This window comes from Pseudobdellovibrionaceae bacterium, from assembly GCA_020635075.1.
Classification (GTDB): domain Bacteria; phylum Bdellovibrionota; class Bdellovibrionia; order Bdellovibrionales; family UBA1609; genus JADZEO01.
On the sequence record JACKAM010000001.1, the window covers coordinates 1,480,245 to 1,503,419 of the forward strand.

General features: G+C 50.3%; 25 protein-coding genes. 5 read left to right on the top strand and 20 right to left on the bottom strand.

What is annotated here, in order from left to right; all coding sequences use genetic code 11:
- Positions 1 to 15 precede the first annotated feature (15 nt).
- Entirely contained in the window at positions 16 to 675 is a 660-nt protein-coding gene (locus H6624_06445) for a hypothetical protein (protein MCB9083963.1), read from the bottom strand.
- A 454-nt stretch (positions 676 to 1,129) separates the two neighbouring features.
- The gene (locus tag H6624_06450; GenBank protein ID MCB9083964.1) at positions 1,130 to 1,690 is read right to left on the bottom strand and encodes a hypothetical protein; all 561 of its coding nucleotides are present in this window, start codon (positions 1,688 to 1,690) and stop codon (positions 1,130 to 1,132) included.
- Between the two features lie 142 nt (positions 1,691 to 1,832).
- Here H6624_06450 and H6624_06455 point away from each other — a divergent pair, with 142 nt between their 5' ends.
- A complete protein-coding gene (locus H6624_06455) occupies positions 1,833 to 2,576 on the top strand; it encodes a hypothetical protein (protein ID MCB9083965.1) in 744 nt (247 codons plus the stop codon).
- A 17-nt stretch (positions 2,577 to 2,593) separates the two neighbouring features.
- Here H6624_06455 and H6624_06460 read toward each other — a convergent pair whose 3' ends face one another.
- Positions 2,594 to 3,493, bottom strand: a complete 900-nt coding sequence (locus H6624_06460) for a LysR family transcriptional regulator (protein ID MCB9083966.1) — start codon at positions 3,491 to 3,493, stop codon at positions 2,594 to 2,596.
- Between the two features lie 144 nt (positions 3,494 to 3,637).
- Between H6624_06460 and H6624_06465 the strand changes: the two genes are divergently transcribed.
- From H6624_06465 to H6624_06480, 4 genes are all read left to right on the top strand, one after another.
- Complete coding sequence (locus H6624_06465) at positions 3,638 to 4,327, top strand: nitroreductase family protein (GenBank protein ID MCB9083967.1); 690 nt, start codon at positions 3,638 to 3,640, stop codon at positions 4,325 to 4,327.
- Between the two features lie 24 nt (positions 4,328 to 4,351).
- Positions 4,352 to 5,242, top strand: a complete 891-nt coding sequence (locus H6624_06470; protein MCB9083968.1) for a hypothetical protein — start codon at positions 4,352 to 4,354, stop codon at positions 5,240 to 5,242.
- Positions 5,243 to 5,327: 85 nt separating this feature from the next.
- Positions 5,328 to 6,389: a hypothetical protein gene (locus H6624_06475; protein MCB9083969.1), complete on the top strand. Its 1,062-nt coding sequence runs from the start codon at positions 5,328 to 5,330 to the stop codon at positions 6,387 to 6,389.
- 262 nt (positions 6,390 to 6,651) lie between these two features.
- Positions 6,652 to 8,151 carry a mechanosensitive ion channel gene (locus H6624_06480; protein MCB9083970.1) on the top strand — a complete coding sequence of 500 codons (1,500 nt, stop codon included), beginning with the start codon at positions 6,652 to 6,654 and terminating at the stop codon, positions 8,149 to 8,151.
- A 65-nt stretch (positions 8,152 to 8,216) separates the two neighbouring features.
- Here H6624_06480 and H6624_06485 read toward each other — a convergent pair whose 3' ends face one another.
- The 17 genes from H6624_06485 to H6624_06565 all read right to left on the bottom strand — a co-directional run bounded on the left by H6624_06485 (position 8,217) and on the right by H6624_06565 (position 23,139).
- Positions 8,217 to 8,969: a polyphosphate polymerase domain-containing protein gene (locus H6624_06485; GenBank protein ID MCB9083971.1), complete on the bottom strand. Its 753-nt coding sequence runs from the start codon at positions 8,967 to 8,969 to the stop codon at positions 8,217 to 8,219.
- 3 nt (positions 8,970 to 8,972) lie between these two features.
- Positions 8,973 to 10,163, bottom strand: a complete 1,191-nt coding sequence (locus H6624_06490) for a hypothetical protein (protein MCB9083972.1) — start codon at positions 10,161 to 10,163, stop codon at positions 8,973 to 8,975.
- Complete coding sequence (locus H6624_06495) at positions 10,148 to 11,179, bottom strand: HlyD family efflux transporter periplasmic adaptor subunit (GenBank protein MCB9083973.1); 1,032 nt, start codon at positions 11,177 to 11,179, stop codon at positions 10,148 to 10,150. Before H6624_06495 ends, H6624_06490 begins: the two co-directional genes overlap by 16 nt.
- Positions 11,169 to 11,852, bottom strand: a complete 684-nt coding sequence (locus H6624_06500) for a DUF4956 domain-containing protein (GenBank protein MCB9083974.1) — start codon at positions 11,850 to 11,852, stop codon at positions 11,169 to 11,171. Before H6624_06500 ends, H6624_06495 begins: the two co-directional genes overlap by 11 nt.
- Positions 11,853 to 12,280: 428 nt before the next feature.
- Positions 12,281 to 13,753, bottom strand: a complete 1,473-nt coding sequence (locus H6624_06505; protein ID MCB9083975.1) for a multicopper oxidase domain-containing protein — start codon at positions 13,751 to 13,753, stop codon at positions 12,281 to 12,283.
- Between the two features lie 22 nt (positions 13,754 to 13,775).
- The gene (locus tag H6624_06510; protein ID MCB9083976.1) at positions 13,776 to 14,246 is read right to left on the bottom strand and encodes a hypothetical protein; all 471 of its coding nucleotides are present in this window, start codon (positions 14,244 to 14,246) and stop codon (positions 13,776 to 13,778) included.
- A gap of 73 nt (positions 14,247 to 14,319) precedes the next feature.
- Complete coding sequence (locus tag H6624_06515; GenBank protein MCB9083977.1) at positions 14,320 to 14,604, bottom strand: hypothetical protein; 285 nt, start codon at positions 14,602 to 14,604, stop codon at positions 14,320 to 14,322.
- Positions 14,605 to 14,717: 113 nt separating this feature from the next.
- Positions 14,718 to 16,265 carry an alkyl hydroperoxide reductase subunit F gene (ahpF, locus tag H6624_06520; GenBank protein MCB9083978.1) on the bottom strand — a complete coding sequence of 516 codons (1,548 nt, stop codon included), beginning with the start codon at positions 16,263 to 16,265 and terminating at the stop codon, positions 14,718 to 14,720.
- Positions 16,266 to 16,337: 72 nt separating this feature from the next.
- On the bottom strand, positions 16,338 to 16,904 hold the full coding sequence (ahpC, locus tag H6624_06525; GenBank protein MCB9083979.1) for a peroxiredoxin: 567 nt from the start codon (positions 16,902 to 16,904) through the stop codon (positions 16,338 to 16,340).
- A 156-nt stretch (positions 16,905 to 17,060) separates the two neighbouring features.
- Complete coding sequence (locus H6624_06530; protein MCB9083980.1) at positions 17,061 to 18,008, bottom strand: hydrogen peroxide-inducible genes activator; 948 nt, start codon at positions 18,006 to 18,008, stop codon at positions 17,061 to 17,063.
- A gap of 59 nt (positions 18,009 to 18,067) precedes the next feature.
- Positions 18,068 to 18,391: a hypothetical protein gene (locus H6624_06535; protein MCB9083981.1), complete on the bottom strand. Its 324-nt coding sequence runs from the start codon at positions 18,389 to 18,391 to the stop codon at positions 18,068 to 18,070.
- Between the two features lie 217 nt (positions 18,392 to 18,608).
- The gene (locus H6624_06540) at positions 18,609 to 19,241 is read right to left on the bottom strand and encodes a hypothetical protein (protein ID MCB9083982.1); all 633 of its coding nucleotides are present in this window, start codon (positions 19,239 to 19,241) and stop codon (positions 18,609 to 18,611) included.
- Positions 19,242 to 19,407: 166 nt separating this feature from the next.
- Complete coding sequence (locus H6624_06545; protein ID MCB9083983.1) at positions 19,408 to 20,277, bottom strand: transglycosylase domain-containing protein; 870 nt, start codon at positions 20,275 to 20,277, stop codon at positions 19,408 to 19,410.
- A gap of 84 nt (positions 20,278 to 20,361) precedes the next feature.
- A complete protein-coding gene (locus H6624_06550; protein MCB9083984.1) occupies positions 20,362 to 21,243 on the bottom strand; it encodes a hypothetical protein in 882 nt (293 codons plus the stop codon).
- Positions 21,240 to 21,572, bottom strand: coding sequence for a hypothetical protein (locus tag H6624_06555; protein ID MCB9083985.1), 333 nt, complete (start codon positions 21,570 to 21,572; stop codon positions 21,240 to 21,242). The genes H6624_06550 and H6624_06555 overlap by 4 nt, the downstream gene beginning before the upstream one ends.
- Before the next feature lie 118 nt (positions 21,573 to 21,690).
- Entirely contained in the window at positions 21,691 to 22,341 is a 651-nt protein-coding gene (locus H6624_06560; GenBank protein MCB9083986.1) for an ATP-binding protein, read from the bottom strand.
- A 159-nt stretch (positions 22,342 to 22,500) separates the two neighbouring features.
- Positions 22,501 to 23,139, bottom strand: coding sequence for a hypothetical protein (locus tag H6624_06565; GenBank protein MCB9083987.1), 639 nt, complete (start codon positions 23,137 to 23,139; stop codon positions 22,501 to 22,503).
- Positions 23,140 to 23,175 lie beyond the last annotated feature (36 nt).

Genomic DNA, 23,175 nt, shown 5'->3' on the forward strand with positions numbered 1-23,175 from the left:
GAGACTTCCTCTATCTTAGAGGTTGTGAAATTCCTCAAACTCACGCAGCTCTGTGGCCGTGTAGTGAGAGCAGTTTTTAATGTTACTGAGAATGGCACTCATATAACGTCGATCAAGCCGATTGCCGCAAAGATCAAATTCCGAGCGAAACTTGGTTTCGTCCGTGATCTCCCGGCCATTGGCCGACCGGCGATAGGTTCGAGTATAGCTAAAGCCCACGTCAAAAGTCTCCAGACCAACATTACTGAGTCCAAGGCTACGAGTCTTCAATACTTCAATTTGATCCAAAGAAGGCGGCAAAGGTGTACCTCCCCGGTCCGGGCCAATGGGATGACCATCGGTGAATCGTGCCCGCAAATAGCGAGAGCTGGCAAGAATGGGATTGATCTGTTGGGTCTGTAGCGAAACCACAAGCAACTGCTTTTGATTCTCACCCTGATCAGTTACAACATCTCTTTCCACCAGTGCCGTGAGGCCGTTAGAGAAAGTGAGTTTAGTTTGACAGCCCAAGGCGAGCACGGCCATTCCCACTTCCGGAAACTGCACCTTATCAAAAAGCCGTGGAGCTGGTTGGTTTAAGGACAAATTTTCGCAGGCGAACTGAGAAAACTGGTCAGCGAGAGCCTGACTGCTCATGGCAGTCGTAGCCAGTAAAACTAGGAATATCTTTTTCATGTCTCCCCCTTTTGGTTTATTGAAACCAACTGTGGAGTAAATCAGAGACAAAAACAAATCGCTTATATCTATTTATATATAACTAATGGCTATATGTAGGATGTGTACAGCAATCCTAACTACGTGGAATCTTGAACTCATGGTGTACACAAAGAAATCCAGGCCCTTAATTTTGAACCACAATACTATGTGTCGCCATTGCCTGGGAATTGGTCCGATTGCCGAGCCGTTCCCGTAAATCCGAATCCTCACCGTCGCGCAGGGCGTATCCGAGGCGCGGCAGGAAACCTGACGCGACCCGAAGACGAGCCTGCGGCCGAAAAGGTGCGTGAGGATTTGGGGAGAACGGTCGGCAAAGGACCGCCTTCACTGACAAAGGATTTTGTGGTTCACAATTATGGACCGGATTTACATAAAGCGTTTTGTGGGATCTCATAACCAGATCGTTAGCATTTTACTCTTTGGCCAATTCCTTCATCAGGGGCTTGAGATCGACAAGGGTCAATGCCACTTGTTCCAGGGACTCAGCCCCTGCGGATGAATTCTTGAGCTGAGGATCACTCGCCACCTGCCTTTGGTTTTCAAGCATGATCTCCACGGATCGCTTAAAGTCAGGCATCAACTCCACTTGAAGAAAAGAAAACTGTAGCCCTCGGTCTTGGCAGAAAGTGAGAATGTTAAGTCCAGCGCAAACCCGCTGATGAGAACGGGAGAGCTCTCGACACCAATCAGGTTTTGGTTCTCGCCGCCGACTGGGTCGCAAGCGCTTTTCTACTGACTTGAGGCGGTCGTACAACAAATAGGACAAGTCCTTTACCAGGGAAAGATGATTACCGTCCCGACCATCGGTCGAAAATAGCGGATCGAGTCGCCTCTCCAACTCCGTGATCTGATCAAAAAGGGAATCCACTTTGCCCACTTCCTGAAGGGCATTGATTTGCAGCCACAGTCTTTCATAAGCCTGCCAAGACGGAGATTTGAAAACTGATTGCCAACTCTGAAGCTCATCACCCATTTCGTTCACCTTTTCAATTCCACCCAGCCGCGCAATTCGGAGCGGTGGGCCTTAGTGCAACACGTCTTTAGATATCTGACAAGCCCGCGAGCGTGGCCCCCCACTTGCAATTCCAGGCTTAAACGTTTTTTGGGGGGATATAATGACACCAGTATATTCAGCATTGTTTGCTGCATTGTTTTTAATGCTTGGCGCTAGTGCCAATGCCTGCACCTTTGATTCCGACTGCGACGATGGATTCTATTGTGACTCGTCCACCAATGCCTGTCGCATGGGCAGATTTCCCGATGGCGGCTGTACTTGGGATTCGGATTGTCTCGACGGCTATTCCTGCAACAGCTCAGGGGAGTGCGAAAAGTCCGGGTGGTCAGGGTCAGAATGCACCTTTGATTCCGATTGCTCCGATGGCTTTCAATGTAATGACGGCACCTGTCGTATGGGACGCTGGCCTGACGGCGGCTGCACCTGGGACTCGGATTGTATGGATGGCTATTCCTGTAACAGCTCCGGCGAATGTGAACAAGAGGGCTGGAGTGGCTCTGAATGCACATTTGATTCCGACTGCTCCGAGGGGTTTCACTGTAATGATGGGACCTGCCGAATGGGACGCTGGCCCGATGGCGGCTGCACCTGGGATTCAGACTGCATAGATGGTTACGAATGCGAGAGCGGTGAGTGCATTGCCACCGGTCGTGGCGGCTTTGAGTGCACTTGGGACTCGGATTGCGCTGAATGTTTCGAATGTGAGTCCGGCCTGTGCCAATCCCGTGGCTTGGCGGAATCCATTCCCCTGACCTGGATTCGCACTCCCCGACGAGCCAAAACCTTTGTCGATCATATTCTCCAAGTCGCTGGAGCCAGCAAGGTCAAAGGTAACTGCAACTGATTACACCAGATTGCGGACTACCAAGGATGACTCTTCAACCGTGAAAAGAGCTCCTTCATGATCCGCGAATCTTTTTTATGTTTGGCAAACACCACTCCGATGCGGTGTTTGCCGATTCCAGATTTGGGAAATCCCTTGGGATAAATCTGCTTGATGCGTTTTTTCTTAACCGCGTCCTGGGCCACCATTTTTGGTAGCAGCCCCACACCGATACCATTGATCACCAACTCCTTCGCTGACTCCAGGCTGGAAGTCCCGTAGTGCTTGGCCCGTCCATAGTCTCCACCTTGAGCAGAGATCATGTGCTCCAACCGCCCCTTTTCCCCCGCTAGGGCATCGGGCATATAGATCAAGGGGGCAGATAATTGCGCTTCCTGCTCACTGGCCATTTTTGTGGCCGCATAGAGCTGAAAGGTGTCCGTAGCCAGGTCCATTACGTCGAGTTGCGCCGTCGACTGCGGCTCAATGATCAAACCCACGTCCAGCTCTCCGGACTCCACCATGCTCTGAATCTCATGACTACGGTTGGTGGTGAGTTCCAAATCCAGGTTGGGAAACTCATGGAGAAAACTCCGCAAAAACTTGGGCCAAAAGTAAATCGCAATACTGTCATAAGTCCCCACGCGCAAATGCCCCGACATGGGATCATCCGGGGCCAGAAGTCTTGCCTCCAAGTCCTCCAGACCCGCGAACAACTGATGGCAGTACTCAAAGAGAACCCGGCCCTGCTTAGTCAGCTCCACTCCCCGGGGAAGACGCACGAAGAGATCGCTTCCCACCGCATCTTCGAGAATCTTGATGGATTTAGTCAGCGAAGGCTGAGTGATCCCTAGGACTGATGAGGCCTCCTTGATCGATCCTTCTTTTCCAACTTGATAAAAATAGCTCAGTTTTTCCAAGTGATCTTTGAGCCGCATCGATTCTCCGTTCTCATACCCCAATCCTTAGCCATATTCTTTTTAGCTATATCACGGATTCTTTTAATTCATTTTTTTTATCTCGGCAAGTGCGCGATAAAGAATGTGCGAAACAGATGGCGTCACTGCCCCAAGGAGTAAAAGGTGCTGGAAAAGCTCACACAACAAGAATTTAGTAACGCAACAGCCCGGACGATTGTCAGGTCCTTGCTGTCCGTGTTCCGCAAGAGGAGAAGCACCAGGCACTTTGATCAAGCCCCCATAGACATTGAAATCATCAAGATGGCCGTGGCCATTGCCGGTACGGCTCCCAGCGGGGCCAACAAACAGCCTTGGTCCTTTGCCATTATCCAAGAGCAAGAGCTCAAATCGGCAATTCGCCAAAAGGCTGAAGAGGAAGAGAGTCTCTTTTATGCCGAGCGAGCTCCACAAAAGTGGCTTCGCGATCTAGAGCCTTTACATACAGATGCGACCAAGGAGTTTCTCACTGAAGCCAGCTATTTGATCCCCATCTTCTACGCCACTTTTGATGTGGATGCCCAAGGGGCCAAGTCCACCCATTACTATGCCAAGGAATCGGTCGGCATTGCCACCGGACTGTTGATCGCAGCCCTTCATTTGGCAGGCCTATCAGTCCTGACCTATACCCCTTCCAACCGCCGATTTATGACCCGCCTGTTGAATCGGCAGGAAAACGAAAACGCCTTTTTGGTGTTAGCCGTCGGCCTTCCCCACCCGGAAGCCCGCGTCCCACAACTCAGCAAAAAGACCCTCTCTGACATACTCACCATTTATAAAAATGTCAGCGAGCGCAACTCAACCATTGAAACCTAAACACTCACTCAGGGGAGGAATCACATGAAAACCGCATTACTCACTCTATTAGCCTCGGTTGCTGTCTCCACAGCCCAAGCCAGTCAAGTCCAGCTAGGCCTGGAGCTTTCAGGTCTTGAGCCGATGAAAGGCCAACACTATGAAGGCTGGAACATCGTCGACGGAGCAGCTCTGTCCACTGGACGCTTCTCCATTGGCAAAGACGGAGGCGTGTACCTTGTCAATGCCATGGGAAAAAGCCTTAAGAAGGTCGGGCAAAATGGTCACGCCAGTTTTCCCGTCGACCGCAGTCACCTAAAGGCCAGTCTGTTTGTCCTCACCATCGAACCCAATGGTGATACTGACATGGGTCCCAGCGATGTTCACGTAATGGGGGGCGACTACAGCAGACGGCAAGCCAGTCTTTCCGTGGCCCATGGCTCAAGTATTGCCACTGACTTTGCGGCGGCCCAGGGAAGTTTTATTCTCGCCGCACCCACTGGTGGCATGCCCAATCAAGGGGTTTGGTTTCTTAATCCCGGAAACGGCCAGGGTTCTCTTAGCCTACCTAGCCTTCCTGATGGATGGGCCTACGAGGGATGGATTGTGAACACTGAAAATGGTGGTAAGTTTTCCACCGGAGTATTCAAGGATGCCACTTTGGCCGATTCTGACAATGCAGGTCCTCTGGCCGGCCCACTGAAGCTGAACTTCCCTAAAGTTCCAGGCCAGGACATCGTGCGCACTCCAGTTGTTTTGGATGACGGTATTCATGCCATTGTAGTCACAGTTGAACCCTACCCTGATTTTGATCCAGCTCCTTATGCGATCAAGATCTTGATGGCAGGTGTTTACGCCAATGCACCAGGCATGACACCCATGATGTTGAACAACATCTCTGACACTGTACCCAGCGGTCAGGCCCACCTCCACTAACACATGTTCACACAGAACCTCTGAGCCTCCCCGCCCAAGTGGGGAGGTCCCTTCAGGCTTCTGGCTACACCATTAGGAGACATTCATGTTTAAACTTATCGCTCTATTATCTCTAGCTACCACCACCTCGCTCGCCTTTGGACTTCCCGACAAATATGTGGTCGTCCCCAATCGCAGCGATTCCACCATTACGCTCTTGAGCACCCCTAAAGGGGATGTGATTCAAAAAGTAGATGCCACCCATGTGGGTCAATCTTTTGAACCGATTTACGCCTCCAGCGTTCCACGGTATCAGACAGTGGCCGTTTCAGATCGCAAGAACAGTCAGCTCTTGTTCTTTGACAACCGCGACTTTCGTTACCTGGGATCTGTGCCGACCTCCCAGGGCATGTTTCACATGTGGCCCTCACCCGATCAAAAAGAGATTTACGCTGTGGCGGACATTGATCGCGTGGTTGATGTGGTTGCCATTAATCGATTTGACGACCAAATTGCCTACCACAAACACCGGATTGATGTGGGCGCCCTGTTTGCCACCGGCAAGCCCCATGACATTGTGGCTGACAAAGATTATATCTTTATCACCATGATCGGGGTTGAGGAAGGCAGTAGCAAGTATGATTACATCCTCAAGTACAACCGCCGCACGCTCGCTCTGTTGGATCAAATGCGTTTGAGCTTTGACACTCATTTGGGAATTCCTGCCGAATCACCTTATCTTTTGATTCCCGAGCAGACCGCCGGCCGCCTGAACTTTGTCGACAAAAAGACCTTTAAAGTGGTCACTACCGTGGAAGGTGTTCCCGGCTCTCACGGCATTTACTGGAACAGCGATGCTTCGCGAATCTACCTGGCCAACTTCACTTCCCAAGGCCCCATGTCGGTTTATGAAGTGAGACAAAAGGAAGGCACATTGAACTTCCAGGCTAAGTTGATCAAAACCCACGCTCTTCAAGATGCCAAGGCACATAATGTGACCGTGGACTTTGCCAACCAGGTGATGTTTGTCACCCATTCAGGTCCAAACAAAGACGGAAACCTGAACACCAATGTTTCTCTGTTCTCCGTCGCTGGAGATTCCAAATTTCTCAAAACAGTCGAGTCAGGACTCAACCCCTTGGGTATTCTGCTCGTCACCACTCGTTAATCTTTTCTTTAGGCAGTTCACTTCCCACTAGTGGACTGCCTCCTTTTCCCTGGCCAATACTGCTTTGCACCTTGCATCCCATCCGCAATTCAATAATGATAACAACATGAATAGACAATATTCATTGGTCGCGAAAGCTGTAGAACTGGCGTCTCTTGCTGGTTTGTTCCTTATATATAGCAACAGTTTGTCACACAACAGATTGAGTTGAGCAGCTTTTCAGTAGAGTTGTGGACCCGATTTTATCAGGAGGGCTAACTAAATGGACTTGTCCAGTTCCATGGAACAGATTCTGAGTCTTGTTAATTCCTACATCCCTAACCTCATCGGCGCCATGGCCGTGCTTATCTTAGGTTGGCTGGTCGCCCATTTGACCTCAAAGCTTTTTATCGCCACTTGTCGCAAGTTTAAGGTGGGAGAAAAGATCTCTCGACTTATCGGCGCTGATGAGACCAAGCGGGTGGCCGAGTTTGAGGTTGCCGCCGGACAGGTGCTGTTTTTTATCCTAATGCTTTTTGTCTTGGTGGGCTTTTTCCAGTCTCTTGGGCTCAGCCTTCTCAATGAACCGATTAACCGTCTATTGGCCACCGTTTTTGAGTATGCTCCACGGCTGGTGGCACCCATCGTCCTCCTGACTCTGGCTTGGATCATCGCCAGTGCTCTGCGCTTTTTGATTCTGCGCCTATCCAAACAAGCCAAGCTGGACGAGAAAATTGGCGAACAGGTTGAGGAACGAGATCTAGCCAAGGACCTCCCTGTTTCAACAGCCTTTGCTGAAACCGTCTACTGGCTGGTCTTTCTCCTGTTTTTGCCGGCTGTTCTTGACGCTCTTGCATTGAAGGGCCTGATTGAACCGGTGAATGCCATGGTTCACAAGTTTTTGGGTTTTCTCCCCAACGTCTTTGCCGCCATCGTTATTTTTGCCATCGGTTGGTTCGTAGCGCGAGTGGTAAAAAAGATCGTGGTCAACCTTCTCAGCTCAGCCGGAGCCAACCGCCTATCGGATAAGTTGGGCCTTAAGGCTCTTCTTGGCGACCAGCAGCTGTCTGAGGTCGCTGGGATGGTGGTTTATATTCTGATTATTATCCCTGTCCTCATTTCAAGCTTGAATTCCCTAAAGCTTGAGGCCATCACCCAACCCGCCAGCGCCATGCTGAATACATTTTTGCAGGCCATCCCCGCCGTCTTTGCGGCCATCTTGGTTTTGTTTATTTCCTACGTTGTTGGTCGCGTCATCGCCGATCTAGTTTCCAAGTTTTTACAGAGCGTGGGCTTTGATAATCTTTTGTCCAAGTTAGGCATTTCCATTCGCCCCGATGCCAATCATAAAAAACCCTCGGAAGTCATGGGTGTCGTGGCACTAATTGCTGTCCTCTTGTTTGCTGGGATAGAGTCTCTCAATCTCATTGGATTTCAGTCATTGGCTGAGATTCTCAGTCAGTTTACCGTCTTTGCCGGCCAAGTGGCCTTTGGCCTGGTCATTATTGGCCTGGGTTTTTATATCGCCAATATTGTCGCCAAGGTCGTTGCATCCAGCTCTGCCCCACAGGCGAAGTTTCTTTCAGGCCTGGCGCGCACCGCTGTGTTGATTCTTGGCTTCGCCATGGGACTTAAGCAGATGGGTATTGCCGATGAAATCGTCACCATCACCTTTGGCCTGGTACTTGGCGCCCTGGCCATTGCCACCGGCATTGCTTTCGGACTCGGCGGCAAAGACAGTGCCTCTGATTTAGTTAAAGAGCTTCTTAGTAAGTTCAAATAAGACTTCGACTTCGGTATGGACACACCTTTGAGACGCTGTACGTCTCAAAGGTGTGTCCATACCCTTCACAAGCCGACAGAAGTGAGCTTGTCGCTGGCGAAGGTGTAACTCGAATCAAATTTGGAGAAGGACGAGTGCTTAAGACCAAAGCGACGGACCAGATCCCTCATCCACAGGGGAACCTTCAGCTCACACTTAAGCTCTAGAATGATATTGCTCGTTGGACTCTTGTAGACATCAATATTGTCGTAATTGGCGAATTTCTCTTCACGAGGAAAGGGATTGTAGGTGGTTTCCGGGTAACAGCGTAAACTGCGGTCAAATGTCACACGAGTGTACGGCTCATTACGGCCGAAATAGGCCTTACGCCGATATTGAGTCATGATTCTCGGCCCTAAACCTAAACGCCAAATCTGATAGGCAATGGGCGATAAAAAGGCCTGCCGAAAATCTGCATTACCTTCATCTGCAATTCCGTACTCAAGGAACTCCCAAACCTGAGGGTTGGTGACTGTAATCCTTTGTTTAGCCACCATCCCGTTGACCTTCTTTTTGATTTCCAAAAACACCGGATAGTCAACGGCAGGATCCCCATATGAGCGGATGCGAATGGAAAAGCGGCTCGACAGGTTTTTACGTTTGGTTTCCAGGAGCAGCATGTTCTCCGTATCCAAATACAAGGAATTAATGGTGTAGTGGCCGTCAGCAGAAAGAACCGAGTGTTTGTCCATTTCGCAGTGGGCACGTAGGAAATCACAGATGCCGTCCATTTGCTCCTGGTTAATCTGAAACTTAATCTCTCGTCTAAACAGATCCATATCTTACCTCTTAAGTGCGGCCCAAGAGGGATCTAAAAAATTCACTGACTCTTTGGCGGAAAACTCGCCCAGATCTCTCAGATGGGTGAGATAGGTCAGATAAAACTCCAAAGCCAGCTCAGCCACCTCTTTGTTCATTTCGTAGAGGCTTTGCCTAATGGCCAGCAAAACCTCGGCATCTTTTGATTTACGAAGCCTCTGCTTAACCGCTGCAATTTGTGCCAGCTTCTCCTGGGAGATCCGCAGAGCTTCAGCCAAACTCTGCACTCGGGCTGCGCGTTCTTCTACCTCCCGTTTTGTCTCCTGCTGCTTGACTTGACCTATTGCCTCTTTGGACCGCAGCAAGGCACTTTCTCTCTCCTTTTTGCTGCGGTCAAATCTAGCGAAGGGGATGTTGAATCCCACGCGGAAGGAATTCTCACGATTTTCCGAATCGTAACGAAAATCCACCTGGGAAAGAATCTTGCTGTCGTTCGCCCAATCCACTTCCTTGTCGATGTGCTCAAGTCTGGCTGCCAACTGTTGACGTCGCAGCTCTTGAGACTGCAGGGCAGATCTTTTGATCTTGTTGGCTAATCGTGAAGCCCGAGAAACCAGAGTCTGTGTCAGGGATTCCGCCTTTGCAGAGGATATCTCCTCTTTACCAACCAAGGCTCCCTGAACGATGGCCAACTGCCCCTGCAGCTGCTGAGAGCCAAGGCTCTCCCGGAGCAGTTCTTTGGCGCTTGATCTGCTTTCACTAAGTAAGTGAAGTTTACGATTGATCAGGCGATCGGTTTCCTTTTGCCTCTGGGAAATGACATGTAACAGCTGTGAGTGCAAAATGGACTCGACCACCTGTCGGTGAGCTTCGAAGGCAACCTGATTCACGGCTGATTTTTGCGTGAGATCCTTGAGCTCTTGGGAGAGACGGTGAGATTCGGATGCCGTAGTCATCTCCCTAAAGCTCTTCATCTTAAGGCGAAATATATGAGTCCTATTGGACTCATTCTCTTCGGCTCCATAGTGGTATTCGATAGACTGAACAGGAACCAGCCGTTCCAGACCGTAGGATGTGGCGCCAGAATCAACTGAATCCTCAACTTCTCCGGATTTATAAGCCTCTACGAGCAGATTTGAAATCTGATCGGCCCTGGTCTGCAGGCAACAAAGGGCCAGCAAAACAGCCAGGCCCAATTTTACTTGGTTTGGCATACCTTCGTCTCCAACATAGGCGTGAGACGACCATCACTTTTTAGCCCCACCCGAGGGCCCATGCATTCTTCTGTAGAACCGCCATCGACTTCCCCACCTGTTCTCAGGGCGTAGTCGATGCGCTCCCCCGATTCAATCTTCGCTGAGCCATAACCCAGTTTGATTCTTACCTTCTCGGCCATCAAAAACTCATTGGAATCCGGCAGGGCCACCACCACTTCACGCCCCCAATAGAGATTCCCTAAAGGACTCTGTAGGCGCTCCGGGAATGGGGTGATTCGACTTCCCAGGGAAACAATCTCACCCCTCACCCGGCGGGGTTCGCCGGAGGCAGCCTCCACCTGGACCCAGTCCCCGACGTGAAGTTGTGAATGCCGGTTTTCGTTTACAAAGCCATAGACAAGATTGGGAACATGGGTGGTGAGGGTCAATATGGGTTGAAAGGGGGCCACAGACTCATGTGCTTTAAAATTGACAGCTGCCACTACGCCATCATGATTGGCGTAGCGGACAGCCATCTCCTTTTGTTTTTTGATCTGGTCAATCTGCTTTTCCAGACCAATGATCTCCTCATCCATGGGTGAGGAGGTGGGAGACGGCGCCTCACGTACCGCTTTCCCCTTCTTCCCTTTCTTCCCCTTTACTTTCCTCGGTTTCCTGTCCTGAAGACTGGAAACAAGCACATCCCTTAGCTCTTTTTGTGACTTCAATGTATCCAATTGAGTTTCAAGCTCAGCCAGCTTGAGGTTGATTTCATTCTGCTCCACCTCTACTAAACGCTGGCCTTTGATGACTTTTTGACCCGGTAAAACAAATATGCGCTTCACCACCACAGCGGACTCATAGGCGATCGCTGTCTCTTTGGAGTCGGCAATGCCGAGAATCTCCAGGGTCGGCCGGGTCACGTAAAACTGCAGAAGAAAGACTCCGAGCAAACACACCACGAAGGCAATCACCAACTTGCGATTGACCTCGGTAAAATCCCTGGTGCTTTGCCAAATGCTCTTAAACTTCATGAGCTTTGTCCTGCATAAAAAGGTGTATGTCCCGAGCGGAGTTGATTTTAGACAGGTCACTAATAATTAAGCTTTGCACCCCAGAATCTTTCATTCGGAGCTGATAGGATAAATCCAGTCGTTGCCCCTGGGCCGCGTCCTTAAGAGAAAGAATGGAAAAGCGCCGGGCATACTTGGCCAACACCAGGTCGATGAGTTTTTGGCTTTCTGGTTGATTGGCGACCTGAAGCCTTAACACGGCATCGTAATCGGCCTCCACACTAAAGGGGATGTTGTGAACCACAAAAACCGCAAGACAAAAGAAGACCACGGCCACTAAGGCAATCTGATAGGCGTAAACACCACAGGCCAGGCCCGAAGCCAATGCGGCAAACATAAACATCATGTCCCGTGAATCCTTAATATTAGTGCGAAATCGGAGCAGCGAAAAGGCCCCCATCATGCCCAAACCACGGGCCATGCTGTCGCCAATGGCCTGCATCGCAACGGATGTCAGCAAAGGTGCAAATATCACCGCCTGGATAAATGCCCGCGAGTAGGTGAGACCGCTAAAAGTCCGCACATAGGTGAGAGCGATGGTCACGCCAAACAAGAAGGCCAACATACAGGCATAAAGTATGTCGATCAGACTCGCATTTAATAGTGTCGACTTGATCACTGTGTGATCGAGCATAAGCTGCCCCCCGATTTTGAACAGCCAATTAGAATTTCAGACATAACCTCAATAACCGTAACCGCGGAATCTACCTCAACTCGGTCTCTGCTGCCATTTTTGATCCCTTTACAGGAAAACATTCCAGTGACTGACTAGAGTTTGGACAGTCAGAAAACAAAAGGGCCAGCATATTTGCAGCTGACCCTTCTCAATCTTGCATATAACTTTTTATGATGAAATCCCAAGACCGCCGCTGGCGACAAGGGCAGCCCATTGGCGAGCAATTCCGGAAATCCGAATCCTCGCCGTCGCGCAGGGCGTATCCGAGTCGCAGCAGCAAGGCTGATGCGACCCGAAGACGAGCCTGCGGCCGATAAGGCGCGTGAGGATTTGCGGAAATTGCTCGCCAATGGGCTGAGCTTTCGAACAACGGATCTTGGAGACCCCTACACCACGAGGTAATCTCTCATCATGCTCATGTCTTCGTGCTCCAGGTTATGGCAGTGAAAGACAAACAAGCCCTTGTGATGATCAAAGCGCTTGAGGACACGAACCGTGTCGCCACCCAATACTAGGACGACGTCCTTCCATCCTCGGTCCACGATGGCCGGGTGGCTCCGCTCGCGGCCCAATATCTGAAATTGAGAGCCATGAATGTGCATGGGATGAGGCATACCAGTGGGATTGTGGAACTCCCAGATTTCCATGGTGCCCATTTGAATGGTCTCTTTAGGTCTGACCTTCCCCATTTCATATCCTAAACCATCAATGGACCAGCCCACACTTCTTGTTGGCTCCAGTGTGAAGCGCTTTGGATTGCCAAAGTTGACCGCGTCCTCTTCCCTTAACGCGGAAAGCTCCGACAAACGACTCGGCAAAGTGAGTTGAGGCCCTACCTCTTCGACAATTTGGAAAGTCACCAGATTCTCTGGCGGCTCTCCCTGGGGAACAATAAGATTCTTCAGTACAATCGTTTGACCAATCAGCGTCGGATCCACATCCAACCACAAATCCAAACGCTCGCCCGGCGCCATAAGGATTTCGGCCATCGATTGAGGCCCGTCCAGCAGTCCCCCGTCCGTGCCAATCACCGTCAAATTAGCACCATGACTCCACTGCAGTTTGTATATGCGGGCATTAGACCCATTGAGGACACGAATGCGCTGACTGCCAGTCGTCATGCTACGTGGACTTTGCAGGGCACCATTGATCAAATAGGTGTCACCCCACAATCCCATCATGCGATCATGCCCACTCTGGATGTATTCAAACTGTTTGTCTGCGGAAAACCTTCGATCCTGCAGAACAACAATGTGCTCTTGCTTTCCGTTGGGAAGCCCCAAAGCCTTTTCTTCCGGATCCTCGACAATAAAAAGACCTGCCAATCCCTGATAGACCTGAATGCCTGTGCGACCATGGGGATGAGGGTGGTACCAATAGAGTCCGGCTCGGTTCGCGACGGTAAACTCATACAGGTAAGTTCCACCAGGCTCTTGGGCACTTTGGGGGTGGCCGTCCATATCAGCCGGCACGTCGAGACCATGCCAGTGAACAATCGTCGCTTCGGGCAGATTGTTCTTAAAATGAATCCGCACCCGTTGACCTTTGGTCACGCGAATCGTTGGCCCCAAATAGCTATTTGCATTGTGAACAAGGGTTCCTGCCGAACCAGTCAGTACCCGTCCACGGTATTGAAAGATCGCCGTGTTCTGACCACTGAAGATTTCAAATTGGGCCGGAACCGCTTCAAGCTCTAGCTCCACATCCACTGCGGCGAGAGGCTTGCGACTTGAAACTCGATCCATCCAAGAAAACGCTTGGGCCGTAATGGGAAATCCAGCCATCAGCCCACCGGCACCAACCACACCCATTGTTTTTACTAGCTCGCGCCTTGAGGCGCTAAATTCCTTTTTTGCCATTGTTTACACCTTTTGTTTTCCCTTAGGGTTCTGTTTCATCACATGGTTCCCCCGGTTCACATTCATTAGGCGGCTCATCAGGAGGTTCTCCCGGCAGTGGCCCTGGCTCATCTGGCGGCTCCCCTGGTTGGCAGTCCTCTTTCTCACACTCAGGCTCCCCATCTTTTTTGGGAACTTCCAAACCACCCTGTAAGATCCACTCGTAAATGGCCTGCTTTTCCTGAAAACTGAGTGGGGGGCGATCCTTTGGCATGGAGTCGTTGGCAATACTGCGATAGAGACTGCTGGCCAGGGGATTTCCCGGAACAAGTAAGGGTGGGAAGGAATTATTGCCCTTAATCACCCCATAAGAGGACAAATCAATCCCGTGTGGGGTTTTAGCACCCGAGTGACACTCGACACACTTGTTGGCAAAAATGACCGCAGAGACGGACTTAAATGTGGGCTTAAGGTCACCAAGGCCATTGGAACCCGGATCGTGGATGGCCTCCATCAGGGGGCACCCACTGAGCAAGGCTCCTAGTGCAACCGCAGCCAATTTTCCGCAGCAATAAGAAAAGCCTGTCCTACCGCTTTTCACAAACCATTTTTTCTTCGTGGCCTGAGTGGTCCCACTCGCAAGCGTAAAGAACATTTTCGGCATTGTTGTTGTAGTAAGCACGGACCATGAGCTGATCTCCACTGATCCAAGACTTCACAGCATTAAAAGAATCGACCGCAACGCGAGGTTCGGTGGTCTCAAACATTTCAAGAGCAACCACTGTGGCCTGCTCCACGGCCTGCACTCTTGATCCATGGGCCCAAGCGCCGACTGAGACAAACACCACAGCAAAAACCATCATCAATTTCATAGACTTTCCCTCCCCTATTCAAATACCCCCTTGGGGTATTTGAATTGATAATCCGGGAGGGTCAGAAATTCAACACTAATTCGCCGTGTTACAGCTTTAAAAAGAGCTTTATCTCAGGAAACCATCTGATCTTCAAAGGCCGTAAGGGCTGCTTTGGCCCCCTCACCCATGGCAATGACGATTTGCTTAAAGGGAACCGTGGTCACGTCGCCCGCAGCATAGATGCCTGGTGTGCTGGTGCGACACTTTTCATCAATCATGATTTCGCCAAACTTGTTGGTTTCCACCCGGTCTTTGATGAAAGCACTGTTGGGGATCAGGCCTATTTGCACAAAGACACCATTGAGCTCCACTCTTTTGATTTCCTCTGTGGCGCGTTCTTCATACTCAAGACCGACAACTTTTTCCCCATTACCCACAACCTGGCTGGTGCGGGCGTTTTTGATCACGGTCACATTAGGCAGGGACTGAAGTTTTCTAACCAGTACTTCATCGGCCTTCAATTCCGGCGCAAACTCAATTAAAACAACGGATTTCACAATGCCTGCCAGATCAATCGCCGCCTCAACTCCTGAGTTGCCGCCACCGATCACCGCCACATCTTTGCCCTTGTAAAAGGGGCCGTCACAGTGAGGACAAAAGGCCACTCCCCGGCCAATGTATTCTTTTTCACCTGGTATGCCCAACTCCCGCCATTTTGCGCCAGTTGCGACGATCAGGGATTTGGTCTTAAGAAACTCTCCTGAATCCAGCTTAATCAATTTTTTCCCCTCGTCGGCAACGGACTGAACCCGGCGGTGTTCTAATAGCTGGATGTCGTATTCCTTCATGTGGGTTGCCAGTTGAGCCGCCAACTGAGGGCCTTCCGTATAAGGAACTGAAATCAGGTTTTCAATTCCCTTGGTGTCTTGAACCTGACCGCCAAACTTTTCTGCAATCACCGCGGTCTTTAAACCCTTGCGGGCTGAGTAAATGGCCGAGGAGGCTCCGGCAGGGCCGGCGCCGATGACGACCACATCAAATTCTCCCAGATCCACTGGCTCCCCGGAACCTGCTTGGTCTGAGCCGTAGGTTTCCTCAAGGCTTTGCAGAAGATCAAGAAATCCGGCTTTCCCCACACTGATCAGCTTGTCTCCGCTGACCACGCTGGGCACACCTTGAATTCCCAACCTCTGGATCTCCTCCTGGTCTAAGCCCCCATCAATCATTTGGTGCTTCATGTTGGGGTGAAAGTAAGCCATTAGGTTCAAAGCCTGAACCACATCCGGGCAGTTCTCACAGGAAAGAGAAATATAAGTTTTGATCTCAATCGGTCCCTTGATTTTTTTAATCCGATTGATCATCTGAGGATCAGGCAGTTTGCCTTTGCCGTCCACATTAAGAATCGCCAGGATCAACGAAGTGAACTCGTGCCCTCCGGGAATCCCGACAAAGGAAACTCCGGTTGGCTGGCCCTTGTAGTGGACACTAAATTGAGGAAGACGGCTCTTCACATCTGAGGCCTTGGCCGAAATCAAATCTGAGGTCCCGGCGACCGCCGTCAGCATATCCACTAGCTCGGACTGTTTTTCGTGAGCCGATGATTCATAGACCAATTCCACCTTGTTCTCTAATTTGGCAAAGACCTGTTTGAGTTGTTCGAGCATCTGATTGTCCAACATGACTTCCTCCTAAACAAAGGCCGCCCAAAGGCGGCCATTTAAAACTACTACTGCTAAGCCAAAGGGCTGTTGTTAGATCTTACCGACGAGATCCAAGCCTGGCTTCAAAGTATCTGCACCCGGCTTCCACTTTGCGGGGCAGACTTCCTTGGGGTTTTTGGCGATAAACTGAGCCGCTTGCACTTTGCGCATCAGCTCATCCGCATTGCGGCCAATGCCGTTATCCTGAACTTCAGCCAGCTTAATCTGACCTTCTGGGTTGATCAGGAAAGTTCCACGGTAGGCAAGACCCGCCTCTTCAATGTACACGCCAAAGGCGCGGGACAGGTGACCGGTGGGGTCAGCCAACATGTGGTACTTGATCTTACCAACTGTATCAGAAGTGTCGTGCCAAGCCTTGTGGCTAAAGTGAGTGTCTGTGCTCACCGCGTAGACCTCGACTCCCATTTTTTGGAATTCGGCATACTTATCGGCCATGTCTCCCAACTCTGTAGGACATACAAAAGTAAAGTCCGCAGGGTAGAAGAACAGAATGGACCACTTGCCGTTGAAATCATTGTGAGTCACAGTTTTAAAGTCGTTGTTGTGATAAGACTGAACCTTAAACTCAGGCAGCTTGGTGTTAATTAACGTTTGCATTTGACCTCCTCAATTAAACGTCTTGGTTACATATCCAATTTACGGTTTCGACAGAGAATTTTCCAATTCTTTGCCTCAATGGGCTAATAGTTTTTACCTATTGGAATGCCGCGTGTCGATAGTTTTTAATACAGGGCGAAATCTAAAGGAATTCCATTATATATCAATAATTTCAACATCTTGCTTCTTTAAGGAGCGGATGTTCCGAGGCAGGTTCTTGAGGATCATCTTTTCCATGGCATCGATAATGGCTTCCTTGAGAAAGGTCCGACTATACACCAAACTCACTTCCCGGGTGGGCACGGGTTTAACAAACCTTCTCACATGGAGACCTGCCTCATCTTTAGGCAAATCGTCCACAGCCATTTGTGGCAACAGCGTGTACCCGGAGTTTTTCTTTATCAGGTTCTTCAGAGTTTCCAGATTTCCACTCTCGAATTCCACATTAGGCAAGACTCGGTTCTTCTTGTCGAGGGAACAGACCCTCAAAACCTGATCGCGAAAACAATGGCCTTCTTCTAAAAGCCATAGATCCTCTTCATCCAAGTCGCTTTCCGAAATCTGTTTTTTCTTGGCCAGTCGGTGCCCCTCGGAGATGTAGGCATAAAAAGGCTCAAAATAGAGATGCCGCTCAATCAATCGATCATCACCCAGTGGTGTCACCAAAAGAGCGGCGTCGATTTCGTCATTGACGAGGAGCTTGATGATATCGTCGGTCTTGTGCTCGTTGACCTTAAGCTTGACCTTGGGATTTTCCTCAGAGAACTCACCAATAAACAAGGGGATGAGATAAGGAGCAAGGGTGGGAATCACAGCCAAATGAAATTCCCCTTTGGGCTCCCTCTGTCCGAGGCTGGCAATCGAGCCTAGTTTGCGGTGCTCTTTTAACACCAGCTTGGCCTGATCGATGATCTCTTTACCAGTTTCAGTGGCGATGATGGGTTTTTTGGAGCGGTCAAAAATCACCGTCTCCAACTCTTCTTCAAGCTTGTGGATTTGAGTGGAGAGAGATGGCTGGGAGACATTGCACTCTCGCGCCGCCTTGCCAAAGTGGCGCTCCTTGTCCACCGCCAGCAAATACTCCAACTGTGTGATCGTCGGCATTTCAATCCCTCGTAAGCTCAAAATACCGCCGACCAATACTTATCTCAAGTGATCATTGATTAGGGACCGCGCAATACCCGGTTGCCATTGCGAATCGGTGCCGGCAGCCTTCGGATGGGCTGAACCTCCTCAGGTGTCGGCTTCACGTCTTGGATGAACTCACACATTTCGAGAAATCCTACGCAGTAGACGTGACGCCCATCGGGAAGAAGGCATTCATAGTCCCCATTTTCCAGCTCGTTGAACTCTCCGCCAGCTCTTTCGCAGGCACCCCTCAGAGTGTCTTTCGAAACCGTCGCTGCGCTGGCCTTCGGTCCGGCTGCAAACCATAGCGAACTGCCCAAAAGAAGGACGGCCATTGATCCAAATCTATTTGTACTCACCACAACCCCCTATCCGGGGCCAAATTGCCCCTGATGTTTTAATTAGCACTTCTCATGCCGACTCAGGCTGGGCGCCAAAGACCACCAAGAGGACTCGTGGTTAAAAAACAGAAAGAAGAGGATAGTCCCAGCTTTGCCAAGAACCCTACCCCGGTTTGGATGAGCTTGAGCTCCTCAAAACCGGAAACCTCTCAATCGATTGTTCCGAAGCAAACACTCAAAGCCGAATCATTAAAGGGGACTGGTAGAAATCGGCAGGGGAATAGCCGGGTAGCCCCTCGGGGACTCCTTGCGGAAAGTGCTTCTGCCAGTATTCCCAATTGCGCTTAAACGACATGGGCTTGGCTTGGATTGGCTTCTCCAGGATCTCGTTGAGAAGCTTGACGATAAATTCTGAGCAGTAAAGAAGCTCCACCCCATCGGATGTAAAATTATTCCACCGATAGTCGGAATCAAATGGCAGGCCTACAAAGTGATTAACATAGCGGCGGATAAGATCCTGTTGTCGTCGTTTCAATTCGCTGGGAGTAGGCTGAAGGCTCTGCAGCTCCCGTAGTCTCATTACCACCGGAGGTCTACCCGGTGAGGAGCGGGCAATAAAATCTGCTAGAGGCACATGGTGAACATCACCTAAGGCCTCGGCCACAAAGACCTGTTCTCGGCTATCAACGATGACCAAACCTGAGTGGGAGAACCGAGTTTGGGTTTCATCTTCGATCATCCGACACTCATAGCAATCCAAGGACAAGAGGATCACGTCCCCGGTTTGTAGTTCCACTCCCAAAGGGCTTCCCCAAGCGGGAGTCTCCATGAGAACCAGCATCAATAGAGCCAATATCCAACGCATCATAGGCCTCTGCTACCTGTCGCCTTGCCATTGGGTCAACCTGGATTTGCCGGTATGAATTCATTGGATACCGCATTACCAATAGGTTCCGGGGTGAATACTAGATTTTAACGCAACACTTTAATAATAGGAGTGTTGTGAAAAAACATCCGGTACATTTTGAGTTGGTCTATTGAGAAGCGGTGGCTCGCTTGGGGAAGGGGTTTTTGCGCCTCAGGTGCTTCTTGTATTCTTCAGGGGAAATGAACTCGGCCCAGAGCATGGAGCGAAGGATGCGCTTAATCTTTTGCACTCTTTTGGCGCTGAGGTTTTGTTTGATGTAGATCCGATGGTGATTTCGGCGCGGAGAAGGGAGCATCAGGGCCAGCACGGCTCCCTCATAGGCATCGATTTCTTTGGGGGGTTTGCCAAAGTAGTACTGGCTGGCTGCGTGGATGCCGAAAATGTTGGGACCAAATTCTGCCATGTTTAGATAAATCTCTAGGATCTTGTTCTTGGGCAGCGTCGATTCAATTCGCTCCGACAGAATCGCCTCCTCCACCTTGCGCAACAGCGAACGATTGGACTGAAGAAACAGATTTTTCACCACCTGCTGGGTGATGGTGCTGGCTCCACTGACAATTTTTTTGTTCTTCCAGTTTTGTGCCATAGCCCTCAGAATCGCATCGTAGTTGATGCCGTCGTGATCAAAGAACTGGGCGTCCTCGCTCATGACAATGGCGTAAGCCAGGTCCCGGTTGATTTTTTCAAAGGGCACCCAGGTCAAATCCTTCTTTCCCTTGGGCAGACGCCTAAGAACCTTTTGCGTGGCTATTTCCTGGTATTTCCCAAACCCATATTTCTCAATGTGGGGAATGCCCTCTAGGAAAAAGTAAGTTCCTGTGCCAACACCAGAAAACAGGACGATCACCGTCAGACCGACTGAGAAACAAAGAAACTTAAACAACCGCCAGGGACTAAGGGCGATGTATTTGGCTTTCGCCACTCCATCCTGCCACAGTTGCTTATAGTTGGTTTTTACTCGACCGTTCTTTGCCATTTTCCTCACCGGACATATGGTATGAATCCATAGGGAAATATCGGCATTTTCAGATCGTTTTCTGACTCGACAAAGGTGGGAGCTTTACTGGGCCGGCAATGAGCTGCTTTTGACCTGCCACTTGCGAAGAATCTCTGCCCACGACCTGGGAAACCAAATCATGTAAAGGGGCAGAAACCCGTAAAAGGTCCAGCCAAAAAAAGGAATCAGCAGCAACTGAAAGGCAAAAAGCCCGATCACCGTGACCGGCGTGAATCGCCGCCAAATCAGTCCCAGGGGGGCCGTCAATTGAATGATCATGACACCCAGTGCGCCTAATCCCCAAAGTGCTTTGTATTCGAGTACTGTCTCAAGGGACAGGGCTGGGCTACCGTACATCTTCCAATACTTCTGGATCAGAATCTTCGCCACAATCTGATCTTCTGACCACCAACTCCAGCCGGCCAGGCGCAGTTTGGCAACTCCGGCGGCAAAAAAAGACATGACAAAAACAAAGCGCAGGAGTTGCACAGGCCAATGATAGTCCCAGGATTCACGATCCGGGGAGCCTCTCCACCGAAACGAGAAGCGATCGGCAGCCGGCGCCGTCATGAGAATCAGAGGAAAAATCGCCGGGAGGGTGCTGGAGTACATCTCGACTCCCATACTCTCACGCAAACTTAAGACCACCAGTCCCAGCACTGCCGCCACCACTGAGGTCCATCGGTACCACAATCCTATACCCGCGAGAAAAAGACTGACCTTCCACACCAGGTCAATGGTATTCCAAACCTCCAGCGACCATGAATTCATTCCCAACCAGGCAAACTGCAACTGAGGGGCCCAAATGGGCGGTACCCAAGCAGCCATCCCTTCCGGCTTCACATAGGCAAAATTCCACAACACCCCCAAAAACACGGCAATGCGAATAAGGCCCAGTTGTTCGGCACTTCCTGCTTTAAACCAAAATTGATCCCACTTTTTCATTTCAGCGGAACCTCCAGGATCAGCTCCCGAGCTTTCTGTGATGGCCGGTCCATCTCGTTCGATATTTGATGGCGCACACGATAGAGACGAGTAGCCACGGAGGTCTGGGCCCGCCCTCTTGCCCGTCTCCTGACAGACAATTGGCTGAGCGCCATACTCAAACCATCGGTGCCCCCTTCTTTTTCCACTCTAGCGAGCACCAAGTTCATCAAATAACCATGAAAGGGCCGATAGTCGACTATCCCCCACTCACTCTCCACCCCTTCTGCACTGACATCATACAATAAGAGGTATTTGAGAACTCCCGGCTCCCACTTGTGAGCAAACATCTCGAAATTTCCAAAGGGCCAAATATGCCGAGTGGTGAAAAGCGGAGTAAGACACAAAATGGCAAAAACAAGAATCACTGTATTCGGGATTAAGCGACGGTTTGAACGGCCACTCTCGTTAGACATCTAGGTGCGGGGCCTCAAAGGCAAGCCCCTTGCCTTTCTCGACCTCCCTTTCGGGTGAGACAGCTCCCACCATGGACAAAATCTGCAAAGGGATATGGTCGTCGTAACGATTCACAACGATGTAGTTGAGGCCCAGACGTTCCAGAGTTTCAACGGTTTTATGATGGAGGCTATCAGCCTGCTCCTGGCTTTCGTTGCGCCCAAATTCTTCAAAGCGCACCAGTTTTCGTGAAAGAATATAATGAGTGTAGCGGTCCTTGTGTTTGTCGGCCAGCTGGAACAACTCCTGAGCCACCGGGCTGTCGTCACCAAGATAGTAACTGGAATAAATGGCGCTCATAATAAGCGGAGCTTCACAAATCAGAATATTCAACTCGTCTGGATAAATTTCTTCCAGTTCTTTCTGTTCCCAAAACTTTTTGATCTCAAAATCAGGTGCTTTAAAATCAGATCCCTTATAGTAATGCCACTTCGCCACCTCTGGCACGGCATCGGTACGAAAGAAAAACAACTTACTAAAATAAAGAAGACCCGCCGCCAGGGTGGACTTACCCGACCCAGGCGCACCGACAATAGCCAATCGCAAACGAACATCGGCATTGGGAACAAAATTATTAGTGAGATGAATAAACGCATGGGCCATTGATCAAAAACCCTACTCCCCACCCCCACCTGATTCAATAAGTTTAGGTGCCAGGTTCCGAATATGCGTCCGACTGCGGCAAACTGACGGACCGAACTCCTTCATTTGGTACCAAATGAGGACCCGTTCAACGCCGGAGACAGGCCCTATTCAGCGCTCTCAGAAAAGGAAGTAGCCGAGTCGCGCATAGCCAATGGTTTGGATGGGCTTCGGTAAATCCGGACTATGATTTACCCCAAAGGCAAAATAAAAACCGCTGGGATGGTGCCAATCAAAGCCAAACTTGTAATAGGCAATGTCCTTCTTTTCCTCCAAATCCTTAAAAGAATTTTCCGACCGATATTGAGACCAGCCGGCACCAATCACGGGAGAAACTTGCCAACCCGGAACGATGATCCAATCGAGGGAGGCGGATTTAGTGGTCACCTTGCGCTTGGTGAAAGGAATTGTGGTTTCAGATTTGTTCTCGCTGACAAACTCCACGATGTCATCGTAGTCAATAAGGCCGGCTGCCATGATCCAAAACATGGCGGCCACCATTTGATCGGCAAAACCGGTGTCGACGTTGGGGTTGTCGCTGGAATTGTCAGCATAACTCACGCCGCCATTGAGTCGCAAAAATGGCGCCAGAGTGATCCCCAAACCTGCCCCCACTTGTCCGGGGATGGGGTCGTTGTTGGTGACGTAAAGTCCGAGGACATCATCACCTCGACCTGAACTGCCCCCTTTTTTCGCCTGAGCCGACAAACAAATCAGAGAGCAGATCAACAACACAAGAGCATTACGCCAATTCCTCACTTCTTGCCTCCATGCTGAGTGAGCTCAAAAAAGGCA